The 22,771-nt window shown below is 65.2% G+C and carries 23 protein-coding genes and 1 pseudogene; 12 read left to right on the top strand and 12 right to left on the bottom strand.

Translation table 11 applies throughout. The features are described from left to right. Positions 1–18: 18 nt before the first annotated feature. Both AAHS21_RS12050 and AAHS21_RS12045 read right to left on the bottom strand, forming a co-directional pair. Positions 19–1,530 carry an FAD-dependent oxidoreductase gene (locus tag AAHS21_RS12050; protein ID WP_342927878.1) on the bottom strand — a complete coding sequence of 504 codons (1,512 nt, stop codon included), beginning with the start codon at positions 1,528–1,530 and terminating at the stop codon, positions 19–21. Between the two features lie 58 nt (positions 1,531–1,588). After that, a complete protein-coding gene (locus AAHS21_RS12045) occupies positions 1,589–2,347 on the bottom strand; it encodes a hypothetical protein (protein WP_342927877.1) in 759 nt (252 codons plus the stop codon). 124 nt (positions 2,348–2,471) lie between these two features. On the opposite strand from AAHS21_RS12045, the gene AAHS21_RS12040 reads away from it, so the two are divergent. The 4 genes from AAHS21_RS12040 to AAHS21_RS12025 all read left to right on the top strand — a co-directional run bounded on the left by AAHS21_RS12040 (position 2,472) and on the right by AAHS21_RS12025 (position 7,607). Next, positions 2,472–3,731, top strand: coding sequence for an Ig-like domain-containing protein (locus AAHS21_RS12040; protein ID WP_342927876.1), 1,260 nt, complete (start codon positions 2,472–2,474; stop codon positions 3,729–3,731). Between the two features lie 72 nt (positions 3,732–3,803). After that, positions 3,804–4,244 (top strand): Fur family transcriptional regulator, encoded by a 441-nt coding sequence (locus tag AAHS21_RS12035; RefSeq protein ID WP_342927875.1) that lies wholly within the window; start codon positions 3,804–3,806, stop codon positions 4,242–4,244. A gap of 49 nt (positions 4,245–4,293) precedes the next feature. Next, positions 4,294–6,534, top strand: a complete 2,241-nt coding sequence (gene katG / locus AAHS21_RS12030) for a catalase/peroxidase HPI (RefSeq protein WP_342927874.1) — start codon at positions 4,294–4,296, stop codon at positions 6,532–6,534. 197 nt (positions 6,535–6,731) lie between these two features. Next, on the top strand, positions 6,732–7,607 hold the full coding sequence (locus tag AAHS21_RS12025; protein ID WP_342927873.1) for an alpha/beta fold hydrolase: 876 nt from the start codon (positions 6,732–6,734) through the stop codon (positions 7,605–7,607). Between the two features lie 7 nt (positions 7,608–7,614). Here the strand turns inward: AAHS21_RS12025 and AAHS21_RS12020 are convergent, their stop codons facing one another. The 5 genes and pseudogenes from AAHS21_RS12020 to AAHS21_RS12000 form a co-directional block, all read right to left on the bottom strand. Next, positions 7,615–8,301: a DUF1906 domain-containing protein gene (locus tag AAHS21_RS12020; RefSeq protein WP_342927916.1), complete on the bottom strand. Its 687-nt coding sequence runs from the start codon at positions 8,299–8,301 to the stop codon at positions 7,615–7,617. A gap of 127 nt (positions 8,302–8,428) precedes the next feature. Continuing rightward, positions 8,429–9,220 (bottom strand): alpha/beta fold hydrolase, encoded by a 792-nt coding sequence (locus AAHS21_RS12015; protein ID WP_342927872.1) that lies wholly within the window; start codon positions 9,218–9,220, stop codon positions 8,429–8,431. A gap of 95 nt (positions 9,221–9,315) precedes the next feature. Further along, positions 9,316–10,869: a GMC family oxidoreductase N-terminal domain-containing protein gene (locus tag AAHS21_RS12010; RefSeq protein ID WP_342927871.1), complete on the bottom strand. Its 1,554-nt coding sequence runs from the start codon at positions 10,867–10,869 to the stop codon at positions 9,316–9,318. A gap of 146 nt (positions 10,870–11,015) precedes the next feature. After that, a pseudogene (locus tag AAHS21_RS12005) lies at positions 11,016–11,171 on the bottom strand (SRPBCC family protein); the annotation flags it as partial. 61 nt (positions 11,172–11,232) lie between these two features. Next, complete coding sequence (locus AAHS21_RS12000; RefSeq protein WP_342927870.1) at positions 11,233–12,045, bottom strand: SDR family oxidoreductase; 813 nt, start codon at positions 12,043–12,045, stop codon at positions 11,233–11,235. Between the two features lie 62 nt (positions 12,046–12,107). Here AAHS21_RS12000 and AAHS21_RS11995 point away from each other — a divergent pair, with 62 nt between their 5' ends. The 4 genes from AAHS21_RS11995 (at position 12,108) to AAHS21_RS11980 (ending at position 16,120) form a co-directional block, all read left to right on the top strand. Further along, a complete protein-coding gene (locus AAHS21_RS11995) occupies positions 12,108–12,731 on the top strand; it encodes a TetR/AcrR family transcriptional regulator (RefSeq protein WP_342927869.1) in 624 nt (207 codons plus the stop codon). 317 nt (positions 12,732–13,048) lie between these two features. After that, positions 13,049–14,305: a glycosyltransferase family 4 protein gene (locus tag AAHS21_RS11990; protein ID WP_342927868.1), complete on the top strand. Its 1,257-nt coding sequence runs from the start codon at positions 13,049–13,051 to the stop codon at positions 14,303–14,305. Continuing rightward, complete coding sequence (locus tag AAHS21_RS11985; protein WP_342927867.1) at positions 14,299–15,057, top strand: class I SAM-dependent methyltransferase; 759 nt, start codon at positions 14,299–14,301, stop codon at positions 15,055–15,057. The genes AAHS21_RS11990 and AAHS21_RS11985 overlap by 7 nt, the downstream gene beginning before the upstream one ends. Then, a complete protein-coding gene (locus AAHS21_RS11980) occupies positions 15,044–16,120 on the top strand; it encodes a prenyltransferase (protein ID WP_342927866.1) in 1,077 nt (358 codons plus the stop codon). The genes AAHS21_RS11985 and AAHS21_RS11980 overlap by 14 nt, the downstream gene beginning before the upstream one ends. On the opposite strand, the gene AAHS21_RS11975 is transcribed toward AAHS21_RS11980, so the two are convergent. Then, entirely contained in the window at positions 16,101–16,784 is a 684-nt protein-coding gene (locus AAHS21_RS11975; protein WP_342927865.1) for a class I SAM-dependent methyltransferase, read from the bottom strand. The two genes, AAHS21_RS11980 and AAHS21_RS11975, sit on opposite strands and share 20 nt — an antisense overlap. 161 nt (positions 16,785–16,945) lie before the next feature. On the opposite strand from AAHS21_RS11975, the gene AAHS21_RS11970 reads away from it, so the two are divergent. Further along, entirely contained in the window at positions 16,946–17,590 is a 645-nt protein-coding gene (locus AAHS21_RS11970) for a cutinase family protein (RefSeq protein WP_342927915.1), read from the top strand. On the opposite strand, the gene AAHS21_RS11965 is transcribed toward AAHS21_RS11970, so the two are convergent. Continuing rightward, positions 17,587–18,375, bottom strand: coding sequence for a glycerophosphodiester phosphodiesterase (locus AAHS21_RS11965; protein ID WP_342927864.1), 789 nt, complete (start codon positions 18,373–18,375; stop codon positions 17,587–17,589). The genes AAHS21_RS11970 and AAHS21_RS11965 overlap by 4 nt on opposite strands. Before the next feature lie 159 nt (positions 18,376–18,534). Here AAHS21_RS11965 and AAHS21_RS11960 point away from each other — a divergent pair, with 159 nt between their 5' ends. Both AAHS21_RS11960 and AAHS21_RS11955 read left to right on the top strand, forming a co-directional pair. Beyond that, on the top strand, positions 18,535–19,176 hold the full coding sequence (locus tag AAHS21_RS11960) for a carboxymuconolactone decarboxylase family protein (protein ID WP_342927863.1): 642 nt from the start codon (positions 18,535–18,537) through the stop codon (positions 19,174–19,176). Between the two features lies 1 nt (position 19,177). Continuing rightward, the gene (locus AAHS21_RS11955; protein ID WP_342927862.1) at positions 19,178–19,873 is read left to right on the top strand and encodes a GntR family transcriptional regulator; all 696 of its coding nucleotides are present in this window, start codon (positions 19,178–19,180) and stop codon (positions 19,871–19,873) included. Here the strand turns inward: AAHS21_RS11955 and AAHS21_RS11950 are convergent. Together AAHS21_RS11950 and AAHS21_RS11945 are read right to left on the bottom strand one after the other, a co-directional pair. Further along, positions 19,861–20,142, bottom strand: coding sequence for a hypothetical protein (locus AAHS21_RS11950; RefSeq protein WP_342927861.1), 282 nt, complete (start codon positions 20,140–20,142; stop codon positions 19,861–19,863). The genes AAHS21_RS11955 and AAHS21_RS11950 overlap by 13 nt on opposite strands. After that, positions 20,112–20,534 (bottom strand): hypothetical protein, encoded by a 423-nt coding sequence (locus tag AAHS21_RS11945; RefSeq protein ID WP_342927860.1) that lies wholly within the window; start codon positions 20,532–20,534, stop codon positions 20,112–20,114. Before AAHS21_RS11945 ends, AAHS21_RS11950 begins: the two co-directional genes overlap by 31 nt. 700 nt (positions 20,535–21,234) lie before the next feature. Between AAHS21_RS11945 and AAHS21_RS11940 the strand changes: the two genes are divergently transcribed. Further along, positions 21,235–22,062, top strand: a complete 828-nt coding sequence (locus tag AAHS21_RS11940) for a glycoside hydrolase family 16 protein (RefSeq protein ID WP_342927859.1) — start codon at positions 21,235–21,237, stop codon at positions 22,060–22,062. 9 nt (positions 22,063–22,071) lie between these two features. Here AAHS21_RS11940 and AAHS21_RS11935 read toward each other — a convergent pair whose 3' ends face one another. Further along, positions 22,072–22,707, bottom strand: coding sequence for a hypothetical protein (locus tag AAHS21_RS11935; protein WP_342927858.1), 636 nt, complete (start codon positions 22,705–22,707; stop codon positions 22,072–22,074). Positions 22,708–22,771 lie beyond the last annotated feature (64 nt).

Genomic DNA, 22,771 nt, shown 5'->3' with positions numbered 1-22,771 from the left:
GTCAGCGGGACGAGCGTGTCAATGCGATGCGGTCAAGTCTCTGGTGGCGGGCCCTTCTAGCAGCGTGCCGTCCGGCGCGAATCGCGACCCGTGCAGTGGGCATTCCCAGGCCTTGTCGGCGTCGTTCCAATTCACTATCCCGCCAAGGTGCGGGCAGACCGGCGAAACGCGGTGTTCGGTACCGTTGACGCGACTCCTGGCCTCCAGCTGCCACGGGAGTCCGCTCACCACGCCGCCCTCGTCAGGGCCGGGGCTGCGCCGGCCGATGCGAGCAGCCGGGGTGATCCAGCCTTTCGCCAAGTCGAATCCCACCTCGAGGTTGGCCTGGATGGCCGTGGGCAGGCCAGTCAGCTCGTGCGGGCTCCAGCTGGCGAACGCGCGCGCCCAGTCCATCCGGCCACCCAAAATGCGGCTGGTCAGTGCCAGCGCAGCGGCGGCGCCGTTGGTCATGCCCCACTTGTTGAAACCCGTTGCGATATAGATGGATTCGTTATTCGGCAGGATCGGACCTACGTATGGCAGATGGTCGATCGGCGTGTAATCCTGTGCCGACCAGAAATGAGTCTGCTTGGCGCCCGGAAAGTGTTTGCGTGTCCACGACGAGAGTTCGGCGAGGGCCTTGGCCGGACTCTTTTCACGACCCACGGTGTGTCCGGCACCCCCCACGATCAACAGCTCCCCGTCGGAGACCGGGGCGTACCGCACCGAACGAGTCGGTGAGTCGGTGGAAATCATCATCGGCCGGGTGATGTCTCCGGGCACCTTGAACGCCAGGCAGTACGACCGGCTGGGCTTCACTCGCGCGAAATATCCGCCGCGATCGAGGATCGGGACCCCGGTGGCAAGGATCAGTTTCCGAGCCTCGAGTTCGATGTCGCGCTGTGCCGCGTCGTTCACCTGCACATGCACCTTGCCGCCGCGACTCGACACCCGCCGGACCCTGGTGCCCTCTACCAGTCGTCCGCCGCGTTCGAGCAGCTCGGCGGCCAGCGCGTCCAGGAACTCCACCGGATCGAACTGCACTTGGTTGGGCAGCCGCACCCCGCCGTGGTAAGGGAACGGCACGTCGGCGTCGTCCGCCCATTCGACAGGCAGCCCAACCGCCTGGCATGCCTTCAGTTCCAAGCGGGCCGACGGCACGCCCTTGGCGGACTGGGCGTAGGTGTAGGCGTCCTCGCGTTGCACGGCGATGCCGCGCGACCGGCAGTGCTCGACTATCCAATCCTGGCCCTCCCGGTTGCCTTCCACGTAGGCGTGGGTCAGCTCCTTGCCGTGCCGGGGTAACGCCTTCGACAGCTGGGTGCCCTGCAGCAGGCTGATCTTGGCGGTGGTGTTTCCGGTGGCGCAGGCGCCGACGCTGCGCGCCTCCACCACCATCACCTCCTTGCCGGCGCGGGCCAGCAGGACACCCGTCATCAGACCGGTGAGGCCGGCGCCCACCACGATGATCTCGGCGGAGCGGGATCCATCGTCGAGTTGGCTCGCAGTCCACGATGGCTGGGTTCGATCGGCAAGCCACAGAGAAGTCATGGCTGGCCTGATACCCGGCGTTGCCACCCGGAAACGCGGCCGCGGCTCGGAGTCGTGGCTAGCTTCGCTGCAGGTGCGCTTTCGCCTCCCGGAGCAGTTCGGCGGCATCGCGGCTGGCTTGTTGCGCTTTGCCGTAGTTCTTATCGGCGCGGTCGAGCTCGCGTTCCGCCCTGCGCAGATCGACAAGCGCCTCGTCACGACGCTCGCGGGCCGTCTGCCTTTCGGATTCCGACCGCGCCAGCCTGTCGTCGGCGTCGGCCTTATCGCGCTCGGCGGCGCCGACCGCCGCGGCGAGTTTCTCCCGTCGGCGCTCAACACCCTTGTCGGGCGGTTTGGCGGGTGCCGGTTCGGCGTCATCGCCGTACGCACCGAATCCCGACCATCGTTCGGGCCGGTCCAGTCGCCCCAGTCGCGCCCTGACCCCGGGATCGGCGATCGCGGCCTGCAGTGTGCTCGTGACGTCCTCACGCACCGCGGCGGACGCGCTGATGCCGGCCTTGTCAAAGGCCGACCGAACCAGGTCCTGGATCAGTCGATGTTGCTCGCCGGACAGCTCGCGGATGCGGTGGCCATCCATCGCGGCGTGCGCGGAACGCAGCCTGTCGCCCAGGTCGGCGATACGCCGCGCGACATCCTTGTCGCGGATCGCAAGTTGATTGACCACCCAGGCCGCGGTGGTCGGTTTGCGGCTGGCCGAGATCCGTTTGGCGGCGGCCTCGTCGCCTCGGCGCCGAGCGGCCGCGGACAATTCGGTGCGCTGGGCCGTGAAGCCACTGGGCCGCGCCGAATACAGCGCGTCGAGTTCATCGTCGGCCATCACGCCATGATCTCTCGCAGACGTTTCAGGACGTGCCGGTGGGGCTACTTGTTAGGCAACGTTGTTTCCGCGCGGGTTCAACCTCGAGCCGGCTGATGAGTAACCCTCAAGGATGCGCATCCAGATGAACCCCAGGAACGGTGCCGAATTTTTGCGGCGGCTTCGACCGGCGCACCGGATCTTGCTGTGCGTATTCGTCGTCGTCGGAATTTGCGCCGCGATCCAGCTCGCCGCCTCACCGCGCTGCACGAGTTGTGCTACGAAAGTTACTGATGCTCTGACGATTTCGTTTACTCCCGGTGTCAATGCACGAGATGTCGATCCGGTTTCGCCGGTGCAGGTGAAGGTTCAGAACGGGACGCTCACCGAGGTCCGTATGGTCAACGAGGCCGGCAAGTCCATCGACGGCGTGATGACGCCGGACAACACCGTCTGGAAGCCGACCGCCCCGTTGGGCTACGGACGTACCTACACTCTCAATGCCAGCGGCCGCAGCCCGGACGGCGTTGTGGCGAACCAGGTTTCGTCGTTCTCCACCCTGCGGCCGTCGAATCAGACAAAGGTCTCGTTCACCACCACCTCCGAGGCTGCGCTGCGCGACGGCGGTACCTACGGCGTCGGGACGGTCGTGGTCGCGCACTTCGACGAACAGATCACGGATCGCGCGGCCGCCGAGCGTCAACTGAAAGTGACGACCAACCCGGCGGTTGCGGGCTCGTGGTACTGGATCGACGGGCAGCATGCCCATTGGCGGCCGGAACACTACTACGCACCCGGCACCACCGTCACCGCCGAAGCCAAGATTTACGGAATCGCTTTGGGCGACGGCCTGTTCGGGCAGGAAGACACCCGGGTGTCATTCCGGATCGGTGACGCGCATGTGTCGATCGCCGATGACGCCACGAAAATGGTGAGCGTCTTCGACAACGGGGCACTGGTCCGCACGATGCCCACCTCCATGGGGATGGGTGGCGAGGAGAAGATCGGAACGCAAACCATCTCGCTGTGGACCCCGCCGGGCACCTACACCGTGCTCGACAAGGGCAACCCCGTCGTGATGGACTCGTCAACCTTTGGCCTGCCGAAGAACTCGCGTCTGGGTTATCGGGAGACCATCAACTACGCGACCCGAATCAGCATCGACGGCATCTATTTGCACCAACTCGACGCCACGGTATGGGCCCAGGGGCACACCGATACCTCGCACGGATGCCTGAACCTCAACGGCGACAACGCGAAATGGTTCTATGACTTCTCCGTGCCCGGAGACGTGGTGGAGATCCGTAACACCGGAGGACCACCGTTGAAGCTGACTCAAAACGGCGATTGGACGCTTAGCTGGGACCAGTGGCGTGCCGGCAGCGCCGTAAAGCCGGCTTCCTGACGTCAAATTTTTACGGGGTGTTGCCCCGAGAAACTCTTGACCGAATCCAGATAAGCGGGGCATATTGGCGTTGTGTCGTCAACGTCGGACTACGCGGAGCGGCTGCGTTCGGCCGAGCTGCGTGTGACCCGGCCCAGGATCGCCGTCCTGGAAGCAGTGCACGCCCATCCTCATGCCGACACCGAGACGATCTTCTCCTCGGTGCGGACCGGTCTCCCCGACGTCTCGCGCCAAGCCGTGTACGACGTACTCAATGCCCTGACAGCGGTGGGCCTGGTTCGGCGCATCCAGCCGTCGGGGCTGGTCGCACGGTACGAATCCCGGGTCGGCGACAACCACCATCACGTCGTGTGCCGATCCTGCGGGGTGATCGCCGACGTCGACTGCGCGGTCGGCGATGCCCCGTGCCTGACGCCAGCCGACGACGACAACGCTCTCGACGGCTTCGTGCTCGATGAGGCCGAAGTCATCTATTGGGGCCTGTGCCCCGACTGTTCGACCGCGGATTCCTGATCACAGGTCGTGATCACAGCCCAATCACCCACCACTGGAAAGGAATGCTGTGTCATCAGATATCTCCGAGAGTCGCCCGCCGCAGCCGGACGCCGATACGTCCAGCACGAGCGAAAGCGAGAACCCGGCAATTCCCTCGCCCAAGCCCAAGGGCGACGCTCCCCTGACGAACCAGGACTGGTGGCCCAACCAGATCGACGTATCGAGGCTGCACCCGCATTCGCCTCAGGCCAACCCGCTCGGTGATGACTTCGACTATGCCGAGGAGTTCGCCAAGCTTGACGTCGAAGCGGTCAAGGCCGACCTGATCTCGGTGTTGACCACCTCTCAGGACTGGTGGCCCGCCGACTACGGCCACTACGGCGGCTTCTTCATCCGGATGAGTTGGCACGCCGCCGGTACCTACCGGATCTTCGACGGCCGCGGTGGTGGCGGTCAGGGCATGCAGCGCTTCGCCCCGCTGAACAGCTGGCCGGACAACGCGAGCCTGGACAAGGCCCGCCGGCTGCTATGGCCGGTCAAAAAGAAGCACGGCAACAAGATCTCGTGGGCGGACCTGCTGCTACTGGCCGGCAACGTGGCTCTGGAATCCATGGGGTTCAAGACCTTCGGGTTTGCCTTCGGTCGCGAAGACGTGTGGGAGCCCGAAGAGATCCTGTTCGGTGAAGAGGGCGAGTGGCTTGGCACCAACAAGCGCTACTCCGGCAAGCGTGACCTCGCGCAGCCCTACGGTGCCACCACGATGGGTCTCATCTATGTGAATCCCGAAGGGCCCGAGGGTAAACCGGATCCGGTCGCCGCGGCGATCGACATCCGCGAGACCTTCGGCCGGATGGCGATGAACGACGAAGAGACGGCCGCGCTGATCGTCGGTGGCCACAGCTTCGGCAAGACCCACGGCGCCGGTGACGCCGACCTGGTCGGCCCCGAGCCGGAGGCCGCTCCGATCGAACAACAGGGGTTGGGCTGGAAGAGCTCCTACGGCAGCGGCGTGGGCAAGGACGCGATCACCAGTGGCCTGGAAGTCGTCTGGACGCCCACCCCGACCAAGTGGGACAACACGTTCCTGGAGACGCTGTACGGCTACGAGTGGGAGCTGGTGAAGAGCCCGGCCGGAGCGTGGCAATACCAGGCCAAGGACGGCGCCGGCGCGGGCACCATCCCCGACCCGTTCGGCGGGCCGGGCCGGGCGCCGACGATGCTGGTCACCGACGTCTCGCTGCGTGAGGACCCGATCTACCGCGAGATCACCCAGCGGTGGCTGAAGAACCCCGACGAACTGGCCGAGGCGTTCGCCAAGGCCTGGTACAAGCTGCTGCACCGCGACATGGGACCGATCTCGCGTTACCTCGGCCCCTGGATTCCGGAGCCGCAGTTGTGGCAGGACCCGGTTCCGGAGGTTGACCACAAGCTCGTCGACGACAAGGACGTGGCCGGCCTGAAGAAGAAGGTGCTCGAATCGGGCCTGTCGGTACCCCAGCTGGTCAAGACCGCCTGGGCGGCTGCCGGCAGCTACCGCAACACCGACAAGCGCGGTGGAGCCAATGGCGCACGTATTCGCCTTGAGCCGCAACGGAATTGGGAAGTCAACGAGCCTTCAGAGCTGGACCAGGTGTTGCCGGTGCTGGAAAAGATCCAGCAGGACTTCAACGCCTCGGCCTCGGGCGGCAAGAAGATCTCACTGGCTGACCTCATCGTGCTGGCCGGCTCTGCCGCGGTCGAGAAGGCGGCCAAGGAGGCCGGGTACGACATCGCGGTGCACTTCGCACCGGGCCGCACCGACGCCACCCAGGAGAACACCGATGTGGAGTCGTTCGCGGTGCTCGAACCGCGTGCTGACGGGTTCCGCAACTACGCCCGGCCGGGCGAGAAGGCCCCACTCGAGCAGCTGCTGCTGGAGCGGGCCTACCTACTCGGTGTAACCGGCCCGGAGTTGACGGTGCTCGTCGGCGGCTTGCGGGCTCTCGGTGCCAACCACGGCGGCAACAAGCACGGCGTGTTCACCGACAAGCCGGGCGCGTTGACCAACGACTTCTTCGTCAACCTGCTCGACATGGGCACGGAGTGGAAGCCGTCGGAGACTCAGGAGAACGTCTACGAGGGCCGCGATCGGGCCTCGGGGGCGCTGAAATGGACCGCGACCGCGAACGACCTGGTGTTCGGGTCGAACTCGGTGCTGCGCGCGCTGGTCGAGGTTTACGCGCAGGACGACAACGCGGGCAAGTTCGTAGAGGACTTCGTCGCCGCGTGGGTCAAGGTCATGAACAACGATCGATACGACCTGAAGTGACCTGATCATCAGCACGAAGCGACACCCCGCGGGCCCGCCCAGCTCGCGGGGTGTCGTCATTTCGTGGTGGACGCGTCGGACGCGTGAGGCCTGCCACACTATTACCCGCCAGTAACCTACGAAGGCGTAAGTTGCGTATTCTTGGGTAATCGCCGGTGTATCCAACTACCACCAAGGCTGGGGCAAACGGTCTGATTATGAGCGAATTGAGCTACCTCGAACTTCACGGCGACCGGATCGCCTACCGCGAAGCGGGCCACGGCCACGCGCTGCTGCTGATCCACGGAATGGCAGGCAGCTCGGCCACCTGGCGAGCGATCATCCCGCAGCTCGCCAAGAAATACCGCGTCATCGCGCCTGACCTGCTCGGTCACGGCGAGTCGGCAAAGCCACGCGGTGACTACTCACTGGGCGCATTCGCGGTCTCGCTGCGTGATCTGCTCGACGAACTCGGCGTGTCCCGTGCCACCGTGGTCGGGCAGTCGCTCGGCGGCGGCATCGCGATGCAGTTCACCCATCAGCACCGCGACTACTGCGAGCGCCTGGCCTTGATCGGCAGCGGCGGCCTCGGCCCGGAACTCAGTCCGGTGCTGCGGATGCTGTCCGCACCCGGTGCGGAGTTGCTGTTGCCCATCGTCGCGCCGCGACCGGTGTTGAACCTCGGCAACAAGCTGGGCTCGTGGCTGACCTCGGCCGGCATCCGCGCGCCGCGAGCCGGCGAGATGTGGCAGGCGTACTGCTCACTGTCGGATGCGCGGACCCGCCAGGCGTTCCTGCGCACCTTGCGCTCCGTCGTGGACTACCGCGGTCAGGCCGTCAGCGCGCTCAACAAGCTGCATGTCGCCGCCGGTTTACCCACGGTGCTGATCTGGGGCGACCAGGACCGGATCATTCCCGTCGCGCACGCCTACGCCGCCCATGACGCGCTGGATGGCAGCCGTCTTGAGGTACTCGAAGGCGTCGGACACTTCCCGCACGTCGAGGCGCCGGCGGCCGTGGCGGACATCCTGGAGAACTTCATCGCTTCGACGACGCCCCAGGCGACCAACAATTCGGTGCCGCTGGGCATGTAGGGACGGCTCAGCGGCCGAGATCCCACTGTCCGTAGTCGGCCGCGAGAACGTCGTCCACATCGACGTTGATCCCGCCCAGCAGCGGGCCGGGGTTCGACGGGCTGTTGACGACCGCCTGGTACAGCACCGCCATCGGCTCGCGCTGGCCGTGCGACCATGACCGAGTTTGCCACGCCCAGCGGTGCCCCGGGCTGGACGAGGTGCCGATCACCCCGTCCCTGATAGCCCACCCACACGCGTTGTAGTGGCCGTAGATACCGGTGCGGCCCACGCCGAGGACCGAGTTGATTCCCCGAAACCACTCGACGGCAAGGCTATTCCAAGTGTTTTGGTCGATATCGTCGTCGACGCTGAAGAAGATCGGCGCCGAATTCGGCCCGCCTGCCGCGGCATGCAGCTGCTGAGCCGTTTGAGCGTCCGCGACACCGCCGTCGTGTCCGCGGGTCAGATCCGACGGGGTGGCCGGCCAACCGGGCTTGCCGTATTGGAAGTTGCTGACGATGTGCAGGCCCGCGGCGCGTAACGAGTCGGCGTACCAGCGGGTGAGGGGCTTGGCCTCGAAATGGGCTCCCGGTCGCTCCGCGGAGACGTAGTTGATCACTCCGGCGTAGCCCGCCGCCTTGATCTCGTCCGGTGCGATCCTTTTCTCCGCAAAGTCAATCAGCTGGATGTCGGCGGCGGACGCCTGCCGCATGCCGAAGGGCGTTGCCAGCGGTGCCACACTCAGCAGCGCCGGTGACAACGCGTACTTCAGGGCATCGCGTCGTGAAAGAGATCGTGGCGCAGCCGAATCGGGCACGGCGCGATCGTAGCAAAGCCGGCTACAGTCCCTGTTCTTTCAGCCAGGACACCATGTGGCCGGCAAGGGTCGCCCACTCGGGTTCCAGCGTCACGCTGTGCCCCATGTCGGGGATGATCGTCGCGCGGGTGCCATAGGCCTTTGCCGTCTTGTGCACGACGGAGGGAGGATAAATCTCGTCGTGCTCTCCCCCGACCACCAGCAGGGGCGTGTTCACTCGTGCGGTCTTGACGAGGTTGAGGGCGACCATGTCGCCGATGATCGCGCGCGTGCTGTCCGGCTGGAGACGCGCCACGCTTTCGGCTACCAGGGATTCCGGCGTCGACGGCGCAAAGAGCAGCCCGCGCGCACCCGCGAGTGTCCCGCCGTACATGTCGGCGGGCCGGCCGCTGACGGCGAATTTGTGGCAGCCCCAAGGGTGTTTGCGCATTGCCCGCAACAGGGTGCGCAGGTGTCCGCGTGGCGGTGCGGCGGCCAGCAGGACACCCGCGGGGGCGTCGTGGTTTTCCAGGTACTTCTGCACGATAAATCCGCCCATCGAGTGCCCGATCAGGACAGGCTGCGGCGCAAGGGTTTTGGCAATCGAGGTGACGTCTTCGACGTAGTCCGAGATCGAGCACAGGCGAAGGGGTTTGTCCGCTGGACTCGAGCCATGACCCCGAAGGCTGGGTGCCAAGACGTGAAACCCGTGATCGGCGAAGTAGTCCAGAAAGTGCACATCCCAGCTCCATCCAGCCTGGAAGGCGCCGTGCACGAAAAGCAACGGGTGTGGGTGCTCCTCGCTGGGCTGACCCTTGTCGATGACTTCTAACATGATTTCGAATTCCTATCGAGGCGTTGATGATTGGTCGTCAGGGATTCGTTGCAGTATGCGCGGCGGACTGGTTTGCGGCCCGACATCATTTGATGTCAGAGCCGATGTTCGGCCTTGATGAACTGCGCGGCGCGCTCGCCGATCACGACGCAGGGTGCCATCGTGTTGCCGGTGGTTATGCGCGGCATGATCGACGCGTCGGCGACGCGCAGATTCTCGAAGCCATAGACGTTGAGCCGCCCGTCGACCACCGACATCGAGTCGCGGCCCATCTTCGCCGTTCCCGATTCGTGCCAATAAGTGGTCACCGCGTCGCGCAAATACGTTTCCAGCTCGTCGCCGGTCAGGTTGCCCGGCATGACTTCCCTGGTAACAAGCGGCCGCAGCTCAGCGGAATTGCCGATTTCGCGCAGGGTTTCAATGCAGGCGATCGCCGTCTTGACATCGTGTGGATCCGACAACGCGTTCGCTTCGATCCGAATCGGGTCGTGCGCATCGGGCCCGGTGAGTCGCAGCCGGCCGCGGCTTTTCGGATGCGTCAGTGAGCCGAACAAGGTCCAGCCGTTTTGCGGCACGACGTATTTCGCGATGTTCTCCGGGGTGGCCATCGGGAACGCGCCCAGGCAAGCGAAGAGATCCGGTCCATCGACGTCACCGAGACCGGAGTCCCAGAACAAGGCCGCTCCCGCCTGGGTGCTGGCTTGGTAGTCCTCGGAAAACTCCCATACGCAGCCGAACCCGTAGTGGTCTTGAAAGTTGCGTCCCACCCCGGGCAGGTGCTGACGGACTCTGACTCCGACGCGATGCAGCTCGTCGGAGTCGCCTACACCGGACCGCATCAGCACCTTGGGGGTATGCATCGCCCCGAGGGACAACACCACCTCGGTGTCCGCCGTGATGTGGTGGACTGCGCCGTCGTGGATCACTTCGACGCCGGTGGCCCGATCGCCCTGGAAGGTCACCCGCGTCACCAGGGCATGCGGCACCACGGTCAGGTTTGGCTTCTCAAGATGGGGCGCCGTGTAGGTGCGGAAAACGGAAAGACGCTTGCCGTCGCGGTATCTCACGTCGGTGATTGCGGCACCCCGCATCTCTTCCATCAGTCGGCCGTTGGGGCTCTGATAGGTCGGAATCCCCAGTGTCCTAGCGGCTTTCACCGCCGTTAGGGCGACCGGGTGTAGGTCGGGCGTCGGCTGCACGAAGACCGGCCCTCCGGTGCCGCGATGATTCGGCTCACCCGTGCCGTGCCAGTCCTCGAGGTGCCGAAACAAATCCAGGACCGGCTCGTAACCCCAGGCCGGCTCCCCGGATTCGGACGCGAAAAGGTCCCAGTCGCTGCGGTGTCCGCGCGCCCAGATCATCACGTTGATGCTGGAACCGCCGCCGAGCACCTTGCCCATCGAAAACGGGATCGAGCGGCCGTTCAGCCCCGGATCGGGCTCCGAGGCAAATCCCCAGTCGCGGTCGGTGCCCAGGTTCAGTGGCCACTGGTTGGCCTCGGTGACGCTGGGCGCCTCATCGCTGCCGCCGGCCTCCAAGAGCAAGACGGTCACATCGGGGTTCTCCGCCAATCGTGCGGCGACGACCGAACCCGACGATCCCGCTCCGCACACGATGAAGTGATAGCGCGCTCCTAGTACAGCATTCACGATGGCTCCTACCGGGTCTGCTAGGTATAGCTTCCAATATCTAGCCACGCGCGGACTGGCCGAATGGTTCACCCGTATCGCGAATTACCGCGTGACTGAACCTGATTCGGAGCACTCGTCGCGAAGGTTGTCTCGTGTGACGTAAATTATCGGCGTTCAGCCGCTTTCACGAGGCGACTGGCAAGGAAACTGACCACGCCGCGTAGAAATACGCGCATGATTTGTCCCGTGCCGCGCAAACCTTCAGTGAAGGACCCCGTCCAGCGGATGTCGGTGCCTCCCGCGAGATTGGGCGTCAGCAGCGTGGCGGCCGATGCGCTTGTCATCCAGTTGATTTCGAACGTGAAGACTTTGCCGGGCATCTCAGCGGCTTGCATGGGTCATGGCGGCCGCGGGCCGCAGCATGCGGGCGCTGATCAAGGCCGAAAGCCAGCCTGGTGAGAAGCGGCCACCGGCGGTCATGATCCGGTTGCGCCACCCGGGAACCGCGACGACGCGGCCTCGGTCGAGCGCGCGCAGCCCGGCGGCCACCACTGGTTCGGGTGCGGCCAGGTGCCGGTAGATCGCGGTGTGCGACACATCCGATCCCAGCGCGTCGACGAATCCCGTGCGGGTCGGTCCAGGGCACAACGCGGTCACCGTGACGCCCGCCCCGCGGGTTTCGGCCCACAGGGCCTGGCTGAGTGACAGCACGAACGCCTTCGAGGCGCCGTAGGTCGCCTGATAGGTCCCGGGCACAAACGCGATGCTGGAGGCGACGTTGAGAATGCCGCCGCGACCGCGGGCGATCATGCCGGGCAGCACCGCGTGGGTGAGACGGACCAGCGCGTCGACATTGACCGCCACCAGCTGGTGCTCGCGGTCGGCGTCCAGTTCCGCGAATCGGCCGTAGGTGCCGAACCCGGCGTTGTTGACCAGCACCTCGATCGTCCGCCCCGACAGGCGGGCCGCGAGCGCAGCGACGCCGTCCTCGGTGCCGAGGTCGCCGACGACCAGTTCGACCTCGACGGGGCCCGCCTGACGGGCCCGCTGCGCTACCGCGTTGAGCCGGTCCTCGTCGCGTCCGGCAAGCAGCAATGACAAGCCGCGCCTGGCCAGCTGGTCGGCGAAGACCGCGCCAAAACCGGAGCTGGCACCGGTGATCACCGCCCAGCCTGTTCTTGGTTGAGATGACATTTCCGCTCCTCTCGGACATGTGAATGTGATTAACATAGGCCAACCATGTTAATGTCGTCAACATGTCCGGAAAGAAGTCCCCCACGGCGGCCAAGGCGCGCCGGGACAGCTACCACCATGGCGACCTCAAACGCGCGCTGACCAGTGCCGCGCTGTCGCTGGTGGCCGAGCGGGGGCCCAAGGGCTTCACCTTGACCGAGGCGGCCCGGCGGGCGGGCGTCAGCGCTGCGGCGCCATACCGGCACTTCTCCGACAAAGCCCACCTGCTCGCTACCGTTGCCGAGCAGGGGTTTATCGACCTCCACGCCACATTGACCGCGGGCGTCGATGTCGCGTCAGGGCCGACCGACAGGCTGGTCGAAATCGGTCGCGCCTACGTCCGCTGGGCAATCGGGCATCCGGACCAGTATCGGGTCATGTTTGGTGCGGATACCGACAAAACCAGGCATCCGAACCTGGCTGTCGCCGCTGGTCAAGCGTTCGGAGTCCTGCTTGACGCGATCGCCGGATGCCAGGCCGCCGGGTTGCTGCGCGGCCGGGCGCCGCGCGAGGTGGCAGGACCGCTGTGGTCGCTGGTGCATGGCATCGCATCCCTTGCCATCGAGGGCGAGCTGCGGAATGTCGAGATCGACCAAGACCCCGAGGACATGGTCTCCGACGCCCTGTCCGACCTGTTCGATCGCTGAACGACGGCGCCAGCGGCGGGCGTCCCAGCAAACAAGGCCGCCGTCTGGTCCGGCACCGCGCCGACCATTGCCTCACAACATGTTACGACTCTCGGTGGGCTCCACGCGACCGGGACCAGTTATTCAACGGACCTCGACGTCCGACGAAAATCGCCGCTACCTAGTATTGAAGGGCACCGATGGCGCGTTGCGTCGATTAGCTGATCGAACTATAGTCTGGACACATGTCCAGTTTGCTGTCACGGAGTTCGGGAGCCCGTTGATCGCAATGGATTCGGCGCCCTCCGCGTTCGTTAACCAGCAAAGAAGAGTTGAGTATGCGAATTGCCTTGCTGTCCTACCGTAGTAAGACCCATTGCGGCGGACAGGGCGTCTACATACGACATCTCAGCCACGGTCTGGTGGAACTCGGTCACGATGTCGAAGTGTTTTCCGGGCAGCCGTATCCGGAATTGCTCGATCCTCGGGTGCGATTGACCGAGGTGCCGAGCCTCGATATGTACCGAGAGCCCGACCCGTTCCGGATCCCCCGGCCCAGCGAGATCCACGATTCGATCGACCTTCGGGAACTTCTGACCGTATGGACGGCGGGCTTTCCCGAACCGCGGACTTTCACGCTGCGCGTCGCGCGTCTGTTGGCCGAGCGCGCATCCGAATTCGACGTCGTCCACGACAATCAGAGTCTGGGAACCGGCCTGTTGACCATCGCGGCCACTGGAATGCCGGTGGTGGCCACCGTGCACCATCCCATCACCCGTGACCGGGTGCTCGATGTCGCCGCAGCCAAATGGTGGCGAAAGCCGTTGGTACGCCGCTGGTACGGGTTCTTGGACATGCAGCAACAAGTGGCGCGTCAGATTCCGGAGCTCTTGACGGTCTCGTCGTCTTCGGCCGCCGACATCGTCTCCGATTTCGGTGTGTTGCCCGAGCAACTCCACGTGGTGCCGTTGGGCGTGAACACCGAGCTGTTCAAACCGGGTTCGGGTCCACGTCAGCGCGGCCGGGTAATCGCGATCGCCAGCGCCGACACGCCGCTGAAGGGCGTCAGCACCCTGCTGCACGCGGTCGCCAAGACTCGGGTGAACCGCGATGTCGAGTTGCGGCTCGTCGCCAAGGTGGAACCCAATGGGCCCACCCACAAGCTCATCGCAGAACTGGGGATCTCGGACATCGTCCATATCACCAGTGGACTCACCGACGCCGAACTGGCCGCCTTGTTCGCCTCGGCTGAGGTGGCCTGCATACCGTCGCTCTACGAAGGGTTTTCGCTGCCCGCCGTGGAGGCGATGTCGAGTGGTACCCCGATCGTCGCGAGCCGGGTAGGTGCGCTGCCCGAGGTCCTCGGGACCGACGGCGCCTGCGCCGAGCTGGTCCCGCCCGCCGACGTCGACGCGCTGACCCGCGCACTCGGCGAGCTCCTCGACTCGCCGGAAAAGCGACGTAGCCTCGGCAAGGCGGGACGCGCGCGCGCAGTCAGCGTGTTCAGCTGGGAAGCCGTCGCCGCACAGACCGTGCGGATCTATGAGCGCGCGATCGCACGAGGTGCCCTCACCCAAGGCGAACTGCAATGCTGACAGTCGATTTCGATCGGCTTGGCATCGGGCCTTCCAGCAAGGTGATCGACGTGGGCTGCGGAGCCGGTCGGCACGCGTTCGAGGCGTACCGCCGCGGTGCCGACATCATCGCGTTCGACCGTGACGAGGCCGAGTTGAAGTCCGTGGAAACCATTCTTCGCGCAATGGCCGAAAACGGCGAAGCGCCCGCCGCGGCAACGGCGGAGGCGGTCGTCGGCGACGCGTTGAGCTTGCCGTATCCAGACGAGACGTTCGACTGCGTCATCGCATCCGAGATTCTGGAACATGTCACCCAAGACGACGCGGCGATTGCGGAATTGGTCCGGGTGCTCAAAGTCGGTGGGACGCTGGCAGTCTCCGTGCCCCGCTGGCTTCCCGAACAAGTGTGCTGGCTGCTGTCCGACGAATACCACGCGAATCTGGGTGGCCATATCCGCATCTACCGGGCCAGTGAACTGCGGGACAAGATCGCGGCCAATGGCCTGGAATTAACACATTCGCATCATGCGCATGCGCTGCACGCGCCGTTCTGGTGGCTGAAATGTGCTGTTGGAGTTGATAATAGCGACCATCCGGCGGTGACTGCCTACCACAAGCTTCTGGTGTGGGACCTGATGCAGCGCCCGAGGCTCACCCGGTTCGCTGAGTCGGTGCTCAACCCGCTGGTGGGCAAGAGCGTGGCGATGTACTTCACCAAAGCGCAGAAGGCGGGAACCGAGGCAACTCTGGGGTGTTCAGTTGCGTCGATATAGCCCACCGGCCGTTCCGGGTGTGTTGAGTCCGGAGCAGTGTCGCCAGACGGCCCTGTCCATCGCCGCCGAGCAGGAATCATCGGGTGCCATCCCCTGGTTCCACGGCGGTCACACCGACCCGTGGGATCACGTCGAATCGGCCATGGCGCTCACCGCGGCCGGATTACTGGAACCGGCCCGAGCCGCCTACGAGTGGAGCCGGCGTAATCAGCGGCCGGACGGATCCTGGCCGCTGCAATTTCGTTCGGGAACAATCGAAGACGCCAACAGCGACAGCAATTTCTGCGCCTACATCGCCACCGGCGTCTGGCATTACGTGTTGGTCACCGGTGACAGGTCCTTCGCCGCATCGATGTGGCCGATGGTGCACAAGGCCATCGACTTCGTCATCGACCTGCAGGTCGGTTACGGCGAGATCTGTTGGGCGCGAAGCGAAACCGGCCCGGTGCGTGAAGCCCTGCTCACCGGTTGCGCCAGCGTGTATCACAGCATCCGGTGCGCATTGGCGCTGGCCGCTCTGGTGAGCGATCCCCAACCCGAATGGGAGCTGGCCTTGGGCCGGCTGGGCCATGCGCTGGTCGCGCATCCTGAGGCGTTCACCGAAAAAGACCGGTACTCGATGGATTGGTACTACCCCATCCTCGGCAGCGCGCTGCGGGGCCCGGCCGCCGCCGCCCGTATCAAGCACCGCTGGGACGACTTTGTCGTCGACGGCCTTGGCATCCGCTGCGTCGACGACCGGCCATGGGTGACCGGCGCCGAGACCTGCGAGCTGGTCATGGCGCTCGAGGCGATGGGTCAACGGTCGGTCGCGCACCGGCAATTCGCCGCAATGCAGCATCTGCGGGAAAAAGACGGCTCGTATTGGACGGGTTTGGTATTCGCCGACGGGAAGCGCTGGCCCGAGGAGCGCACGGCGTGGACGGGCGCGGCGGTGATCTTGGCGGCAGATGCGCTGTCGGACACCACCGGAGGTGCCGGGATCTTCCGCGGCCACGACCTGCCGCTGGGTCTGCAGACCGACTTCGATTGCGAGTGCGTGGTTACCGGCCCGGGTCGGTAATTTCGATCGGCTCGCCGACCTGACCGCTGGTGCGTTCGAGCACCCGCAGCGAGCCGAGGGCGGAGATCTCTCGGAATTGGCCGGAATCTATTGCGCGGCAATAGATGTAATAGGGTGGCCGCCCGCCGTCCTTTGGATCGGGAAACACGTCGTGGATGACCAGGGCCCCGCCGACTTGCACCCACTTCGCCCATCCGTTGAAGTCCTCGGTGGCCGCGGCCTCGGAGTGGCCACCGTCGATGAACAAGAACCGCAGCGGTGACCGCCACCCGCGGGCCACGACCGGTGATTTGCCCACGATGGCGACTACGTGGTCGTCCAGTCCGGCGGCGTCGAGCGTGCGACGAAACGTCAGGAGGGTGTCGAACAGTCCGGTGACCTCGTCGACCAAGGTGGCATCGTGGTATTCCCAGCCGGCCTGATGTTCTTCGGAGCCGTGATGATGGTCCACCGTGTAGAGCACACCGGCCGCCTGCTGTGCCGCCGCACCGAGCAGCAAGGTGGATTTGCCGCAGTAGGTACCGATCTCGACACCGACACCGCCGTCCAGATAGCGCAGCGCCGCGTCATAGAGGGCGCGCCCTTCGTCGTCGGGCATGAAGCCGGTGACCTGTTCGGCCAGTGCGAACAAGCGCTCGGGTGCGCTGCTGTTGGTGTTGCTCATCAGCTGAACCTATCGCCCGGCGTGCTTTGACCGACAGCGTGGTCAGAGTCGGTATGCCGAGCCGTTCACCCCGCCAGGCGCAGGCGCCGGGTTCGTCCTAACATCGTGCTGTGCGCGCTTTACCTCCCCTCAAATCGTGTGGTGTGTGCCTGGCGGCGGTCATGATCGCGGGCGCACTGATATTGGCTCCGGCGGTGCTGCCCTTCCGAACGCTGGGTGCCGTGCCGTCCGCGGCGGCCAGCTGTCCTCAGGTTCAGGTGGTATTCGCCCGCGGCCGCTACGAATCGCCGGGGCCGGGTCAACTCGGCAACGCGTTCATCAACGCGCTGCAATCCAAGGTCGGCAACAAGAGCTTCGGCTCGTATGCCGTCAAGTATCCCGCCGATACGCAGGTCGACATCGGCGCCAACGACATGAGTCACCACATCCAGGACATGGCCGCCAATTGCCCGGACACCCGACTCGTGCTCGGCGGCTACTCACTCGGAGCGGCGGTGACCGATGTGGTGCTCGCGGCGCCGATCGGCGCGTTCGGCTTCGACAGCCCGCTGCCGGCGGGCATGGACCAGCACATCGCCGCGGTCGCCTTGTTCGGCAATGGCAGCCAGTGGGTGGGGCCGATCACGAACTTCAACCCGACCTACAACGACCGGACCATCGAGTTGTGCCACGGCGCCGACCCGATCTGCAACCCGGCCGACCCGAACACCTGGAAAGAGAACTGGCCGCAGCACTTGGCCGGCGCGTATATCGACGCCGGCATGGCCAACCAGGCCGCCGACTTCGTCGCCGGCAAGCTCAACTAGAGCCACTCGGCGCGGGCGATCAGCACGTCGCGCAGCAGGTCCGCGCGATCGGTGATGATGCCGTCCACGCCGATATCGAGCAGGGCACCCATGACCGCCGGGTCGTCGACCGTCCACGCATGCACCTGACGTCCCGAGGCGTGAGCGGCCCGGACCAGCGTCGGCGTGATGACGGGCAGCCGACCCAGTCGCGGCGGCAGTTGCAGGCAGTCGCTGTCGTGCAGCAGCCGCCAGGCGTACGCGCGGCCGGCCGGGGTCTTCGCGGCCACGAGTGCAGGGAAGGCGACCGTGCCCGCCGAACTCGCGACCCGTTTGGTCAGCAGACCCAACGCGCGGCGGCGACGCCGGTCGGAGAACGACGTGACCAGCACTCGGTCGTGCGCGTTGAGGCGTTCGATGACCGCGACCGTGGGTTCGATGGCCGACTCGGCTTTGATATCGATATTGACCCGCATCTGAGGCAGTGCGACCAGGAGCTCCTCCAGTGCCGGGATGGTCTGCCCCGCACCGAGATCCGCCGTCCGGGCTTCCCGCCATGTCAGGCGGTCGATTGTTTCCGGTAGCCCGCACTGCGCCGGGAGCCGGCGGTCGTGCAGGATCACCGCCACACCGTCTCGGGTGGCACGCACGTCGGTCTCGATGTAGCGGAATCCGAGCTTGGCGGCCTCGTCAAACGCACCCATCGTGTTCATCGGAAACTTGAACGACGTGAATCCCCTGTGTGCCATGGCGATTCGCCCAGTGCTGCGCAGATACTCGCATGCTGGCCCGTCGCCGCGACTCATGGCGCTAAGGCTACGTCGCACGACCGGGATCGGCCGACCAAAGCTGCCGATCTAGGCCGGACTGTACGCAATCCGGGGTGCAGCCGGGCCGCGAAGTGCATTGACGTGGCCACTGAGGCTGGGATTGAATGCAATCTGCACCCGCCGAGAGGACCCGCAATGCCGCGCCTGAATCCCGTTCCCAGAGGTGAGGTCGATGACGAGTTCACGCTCAAGATGTACGACTTCATGTTCGGCGACCGTGACCCGGTGGCTCAACCGGGTGCCGTCGGCGGTACTCCAGGGAATTGGTGGACGGTGATGGCGCAGTCCCCCGCCGCGCTGCGTCATGCGGTGCGCGGCTTTCGCCTGTACCGCGAAGAAGTCAGCATCCGGCCCGATCACCGTGAGCTGGGCCAGATCAGGGCGGGCTGGGTGGTCGGTAGCCAGTTCGTGTACTCCCAGCATTGCAAGGCGTGCCGGTCGGCCGGGATATCCGAGGAGAAGATCGCCGCGATCCCGTCGTGGCAGACCGCTGATTGCTTTGATCACACCGAGCGCCTGCTGCTTGCCTACGCGGATTGCCTTGCGGGGCAGCAGGGCCGGGTGCCCGAGCGGTTGTTCACCCAACTGCGCGAAGAATTCGCTGACACCGAGATTCTCGAATTCACCTACACCACAACGATGTACGTCATGCACGCGATCATGTCGCGGGCGCTGCGCCTGGAGTTCGACGACGTCGACGACCCGATTGTGGAGGTCGACGACCCCGAAGGCGGCGGGGTGCTCGACATCGGCGCCGCGACGTCCGGGGGCGACTGAGATGACCGAGATCGACGGCCGGTCGGACCTGGCCTACCGGCTGATCCGTCGCGCGATAGCAGAGGGTGACTTCGAGCCGGGTTCACGGCTGGTCGAACAGCGAATCGGCGAGATGTTCGAGCTGTCTCGTACCCCGGTACGAGAAGCATTGCGGGCCTTGGCCGCCGACGGCCTGGTTGTCATTGAGCGCAACCGGGGCGCAGTGGTGGCGACGATGTCCGAGGCCGACATCCGCGACCACTACGAGCTACGCGCGAGGCTGGAATCGCTGGCCGCCGAGCGTGCCGCCACCCGGATGGATGCCCAGGGAATCGCAGCCCTCGACGCGGCGATCGCGGACTTCGACGCGGGAATCGAGTTGGTGTCGAGCGGCTCGCTGGATGCGGGTTTGCGCCGAATCACGACCGCCAACAGCGCTTTTCATCATTGCGTTGTCGAGGGTTCGGGCCATCGAAGGCTGTCCGTGCTGCTCGTGCACGCGGTTGATATTCCGTTGGTATATCAGGTGTTCCGAAATCAATCGCGGGGCGATAGGGAACGGTCCAACCTGTTCCATCGAATGGTGCGTGACGCGATCGCGGCCGGTGAACCCGAGCGGGCCGGGGCGCTGATGGCCGAGCACATCATGCAGGGCCGCGACTGTGTTCTGGCGTTGAGATCGCACGCGCATCCCGAAGCCGAAACTCATGCCTCGTGATCGACATCAGGCGTGCGGTGACGCACACCTGCGGCTTCGTAGGTGACGTGGTACCAGTGCCTGACTGGCTGGTGGCTCGTGTCGTCTTGGCCCGCGTCCGTCGCGCTCACCACGTTGACGCCGCTGGCGTCGGGATTATGGGCTTCGATGTAGCGCTGCAGCTCGTGAACAACCGCGCTGTGCGGCTGATGCGGGTTGGCTAACGCCCTCGCTCGGTGTGTTTGCGGCACACCGAGAATTATGCCGACGTACTCTTCGATGTGCAGCATTCTCTATCACCTTGTCGCGCAAGCTGATTGGCGGCCTTTCGCATCCGAAAGCCGATGTAGGCGAGTGTCAGCCCGGCTCCGATTTCGCCGGCGGCGGTAAGCCAGGAGAACCATGTGACATTGACGCGCGGCCCGTAGCTGAAGCTGTCCTGATAGTCAGGCAGAAACGTCGGCAGGATGTGCGCATAGGTGAACAGTGCGGCACTGCCTAAACCAACGAGGGACGCGAATAGGGGCGCCGAAGGATGTTGTCGCAGAACCAGCACCAACGCGACAACGACGAAAACGCCCTGGATCATCCCGCCGACCATGACTGCGGGCGGAGATGCCGTCATCCCGCGTCGAAAATGATCGACGCCATGCAGTCCGAATGCCGCCATGAACGCGATCATCGCGACAGTCAGGCAACGGTCCGCCGGCAGCGGATTCGAGTCGTTGGACATCTTTGTCTCCCAATCCCGTCTACTACAAAGCGTAGTAGACGGGACCGCGCCTGTAAACGGGTTGGGATCAAAGAAGGGCAACGCCGATGATTTCGGCTTCGATTTAAGGATCTGGCGGTGGTGATGCGTTCCTGACTGCGCTGCGGCCCCGACCGATCATTCGGTGTCGGGCCGCGCGAATGCTTTACGCGGGAGTATCGCCGCTCGAATAAACCGTGAAGTGACGGCCACCGACGCCGACCGCGTGGTCAATCTCGGCAGCACCTCGGCGGCCCCGAAATGAGGGGTGACGACGCATGGATTCGGCGCGCTCGCGATCGCGTCGCCGGGCTGCGATCCAAGCCGGGTGTGACTGAAGGAAAATTACCGCCGAACCTGGTGCATTCGCCATAATCGTCAGCTCCTCTCAGCGCAACCGACTCAACCGCAAAGCAATGGACGTGTTATTTGTTCGTGTCCAGGATGCCCAGGCAATCCTGAGACCAAACCAAGCGTGATCATGAGAATTGACCGTGAATTCATCCCAAATCCCGAGCTAGTGCCGTTCCGCCGTCCGTTTCGGGCGACAGCGATCCAAATGCTAGCGACGGCCACCGACACAATTTCTGTTTCGACCCGGTGCCGCCCGGGCTGCTATCGTCGCTTGCTTATGCCTGAGATGGACCGTCGCCGGATGATGCTGACGACCGGGATCGGCGTGCTGGCCGCCGCGCTCCCCATCCCCGAGGCCAGGGCTTATCCCGGCCGGATCCCGCCGCCCAACGCGCCCAGTGGGCCGGCCGGAAGCTACATCTTCTCCGACGAGTTCGATGGTCCGGCCGGTTCGGCCCCCGACCCGTCAAAGTGGGCCATCGCGAAAGCGCGCGAGACGATCAAAGACCCGACGTATTGGGAGCTGCCCGAGCACATCGGGCAGTACCGCGACGACCGCAAGAACGTGTTCGTCGACGGCAATTCCAACCTCGTCCTGCGTGCCGCGAAGGATGGCCCCACCTACTTCAGTGGCAAGGTGCAAAGCCTGTGGCGGGGCGGCGTCGGCCACACCTGGGAAACCCGGGTCAAACTGAACTGCCTGACCCCCGGCGCCTGGCCCGCGTACTGGCTCGGCAACGACGATCAGGGCGAGATCGACGTGATGGAGTGGTACGGCAACGGCAGCTGGCCGTCTGCGAGCACCGTCCACGCCAAGGCGAACGGCGGCGAGTGGAAGACCCACAACATCGCGGTCGACAGCGCCTGGCACACCTGGCGATGCCAGTGGGACGAGGCCGGCATCAGGTTCTGGAAGGACTATTCCGACGGCGCCCAGCCGTATTTCGACGTGCCCGCCAGCTCGCTGCCGGATTGGCCGTTCAACGGCCCCGGCTACACGGTGTATCCAGTGTTCAACCTCGCCGTTGCCGGCTCCGGCGGTGGCGATCCCGGGCCGGGCAGCTACCCCGCCGACATGCTCGTCGATTGGATACGCGTCTGGTAGCCGGGCGCGTCAGCCGGGGATGCGGTCCCCGGCGAACCATGCGCTCGCGACCGCGCGGGTCTGCGGTGGCGGAAGGTGCGGGTTCCCCGCGCCCAGCTGACCGATTTTGACCGTCCACGTCGGCCCGGTGCGGTCGTCGATGCAGGACTTCGCGTCCGGGAGGCACAACACCGCGGGATTAGGGCCGCCGTTGCTGCACCCGTAACCGGCGACGTAGCCGTCGTCGCGCCCGCCCCAGGCCCCGCCGTTACGCAGCAAGCAGCGGGTGCCGTCGTCGAGAACGAGCGCATACGGTTCCGGTGAGGCAGGCGGGTGCACCGGCGGGAGCTGACCGTTATAGGCGACCCGATGCAAACGCTGGTCCCACGGATCGTCCACGCACAGCAGCGATCCCGGCGTTGACGGCCAACAGGTTGCGGCACCGGCCACGCTCGGCGAGCACGCGTAGACGTCGTCCGCCATTGCCGCGGGTGACGCCACGCAGTCGCTGACTACGGCGAGGTTCCCGTCGGGCGGAGTCTCGTGAAAGCCGTTGACGGGCTGCCCCTTGGACCCGACGGCCACCGTGGTGATCTGCTGAGTGGGTGGCGGATCGGCAGCGGCCGGTCCCGCGAACCCGAACATCGCCAGGACGGCGATTGGCATTACAGCAACTCGAGACGCGTTCATCGGGCTAACAATCCCCTACGCGAGCCGCCATGGAAAGGGT

This window comes from Mycobacterium sp. 050272, from assembly GCF_039023525.1.
Classification (GTDB): domain Bacteria; phylum Actinomycetota; class Actinomycetes; order Mycobacteriales; family Mycobacteriaceae; genus Mycobacterium.
This window is presented reverse-complemented; position numbering and strand designations above follow the sequence as displayed.

What these genes read in the sequence shown, in the direction of transcription:
- AAHS21_RS12050 (WP_342927878.1), bottom strand. Translation starts at nt 1,530, where the DNA reads ATGACTTCTCTGTGGCTTGCCGATCGAACCCAGCCATCGTGGACTGCG.
- AAHS21_RS12045 (WP_342927877.1), bottom strand. Translation starts at nt 2,347, where the DNA reads ATGGCCGACGATGAACTCGACGCGCTGTATTCGGCGCGGCCCAGTGGC.
- AAHS21_RS12040 (WP_342927876.1), top strand. Translation starts at nt 2,472, where the DNA reads ATGAACCCCAGGAACGGTGCCGAATTTTTGCGGCGGCTTCGACCGGCG.
- AAHS21_RS12025 (WP_342927873.1), top strand. Translation starts at nt 6,732, where the DNA reads ATGAGCGAATTGAGCTACCTCGAACTTCACGGCGACCGGATCGCCTAC.
- AAHS21_RS12020 (WP_342927916.1), bottom strand. Translation starts at nt 8,301, where the DNA reads ATGCGGCAGGCGTCCGCCGCCGACATCCAGCTGATTGACTTTGCGGAG.
- AAHS21_RS12015 (WP_342927872.1), bottom strand. Translation starts at nt 9,220, where the DNA reads ATGTTAGAAGTCATCGACAAGGGTCAGCCCAGCGAGGAGCACCCACAC.
- AAHS21_RS12000 (WP_342927870.1), bottom strand. Translation starts at nt 12,045, where the DNA reads ATGTCATCTCAACCAAGAACAGGCTGGGCGGTGATCACCGGTGCCAGC.
- AAHS21_RS11995 (WP_342927869.1), top strand. Translation starts at nt 12,108, where the DNA reads ATGTCCGGAAAGAAGTCCCCCACGGCGGCCAAGGCGCGCCGGGACAGC.
- AAHS21_RS11990 (WP_342927868.1), top strand. Translation starts at nt 13,049, where the DNA reads ATGCGAATTGCCTTGCTGTCCTACCGTAGTAAGACCCATTGCGGCGGA.
- AAHS21_RS11985 (WP_342927867.1), top strand. Translation starts at nt 14,299, where the DNA reads ATGCTGACAGTCGATTTCGATCGGCTTGGCATCGGGCCTTCCAGCAAG.
- AAHS21_RS11975 (WP_342927865.1), bottom strand. Translation starts at nt 16,784, where the DNA reads ATGAGCAACACCAACAGCAGCGCACCCGAGCGCTTGTTCGCACTGGCC.
- AAHS21_RS11970 (WP_342927915.1), top strand. Translation starts at nt 16,946, where the DNA reads ATGATCGCGGGCGCACTGATATTGGCTCCGGCGGTGCTGCCCTTCCGA.
- AAHS21_RS11965 (WP_342927864.1), bottom strand. Translation starts at nt 18,375, where the DNA reads ATGAGTCGCGGCGACGGGCCAGCATGCGAGTATCTGCGCAGCACTGGG.
- AAHS21_RS11960 (WP_342927863.1), top strand. Translation starts at nt 18,535, where the DNA reads ATGCCGCGCCTGAATCCCGTTCCCAGAGGTGAGGTCGATGACGAGTTC.
- AAHS21_RS11955 (WP_342927862.1), top strand. Translation starts at nt 19,178, where the DNA reads ATGACCGAGATCGACGGCCGGTCGGACCTGGCCTACCGGCTGATCCGT.
- AAHS21_RS11950 (WP_342927861.1), bottom strand. Translation starts at nt 20,142, where the DNA reads ATGCTGCACATCGAAGAGTACGTCGGCATAATTCTCGGTGTGCCGCAA.
- AAHS21_RS11945 (WP_342927860.1), bottom strand. Translation starts at nt 20,534, where the DNA reads ATGATCGCGTTCATGGCGGCATTCGGACTGCATGGCGTCGATCATTTT.
- AAHS21_RS11940 (WP_342927859.1), top strand. Translation starts at nt 21,235, where the DNA reads ATGCCTGAGATGGACCGTCGCCGGATGATGCTGACGACCGGGATCGGC.
- AAHS21_RS11935 (WP_342927858.1), bottom strand. Translation starts at nt 22,707, where the DNA reads ATGCCAATCGCCGTCCTGGCGATGTTCGGGTTCGCGGGACCGGCCGCT.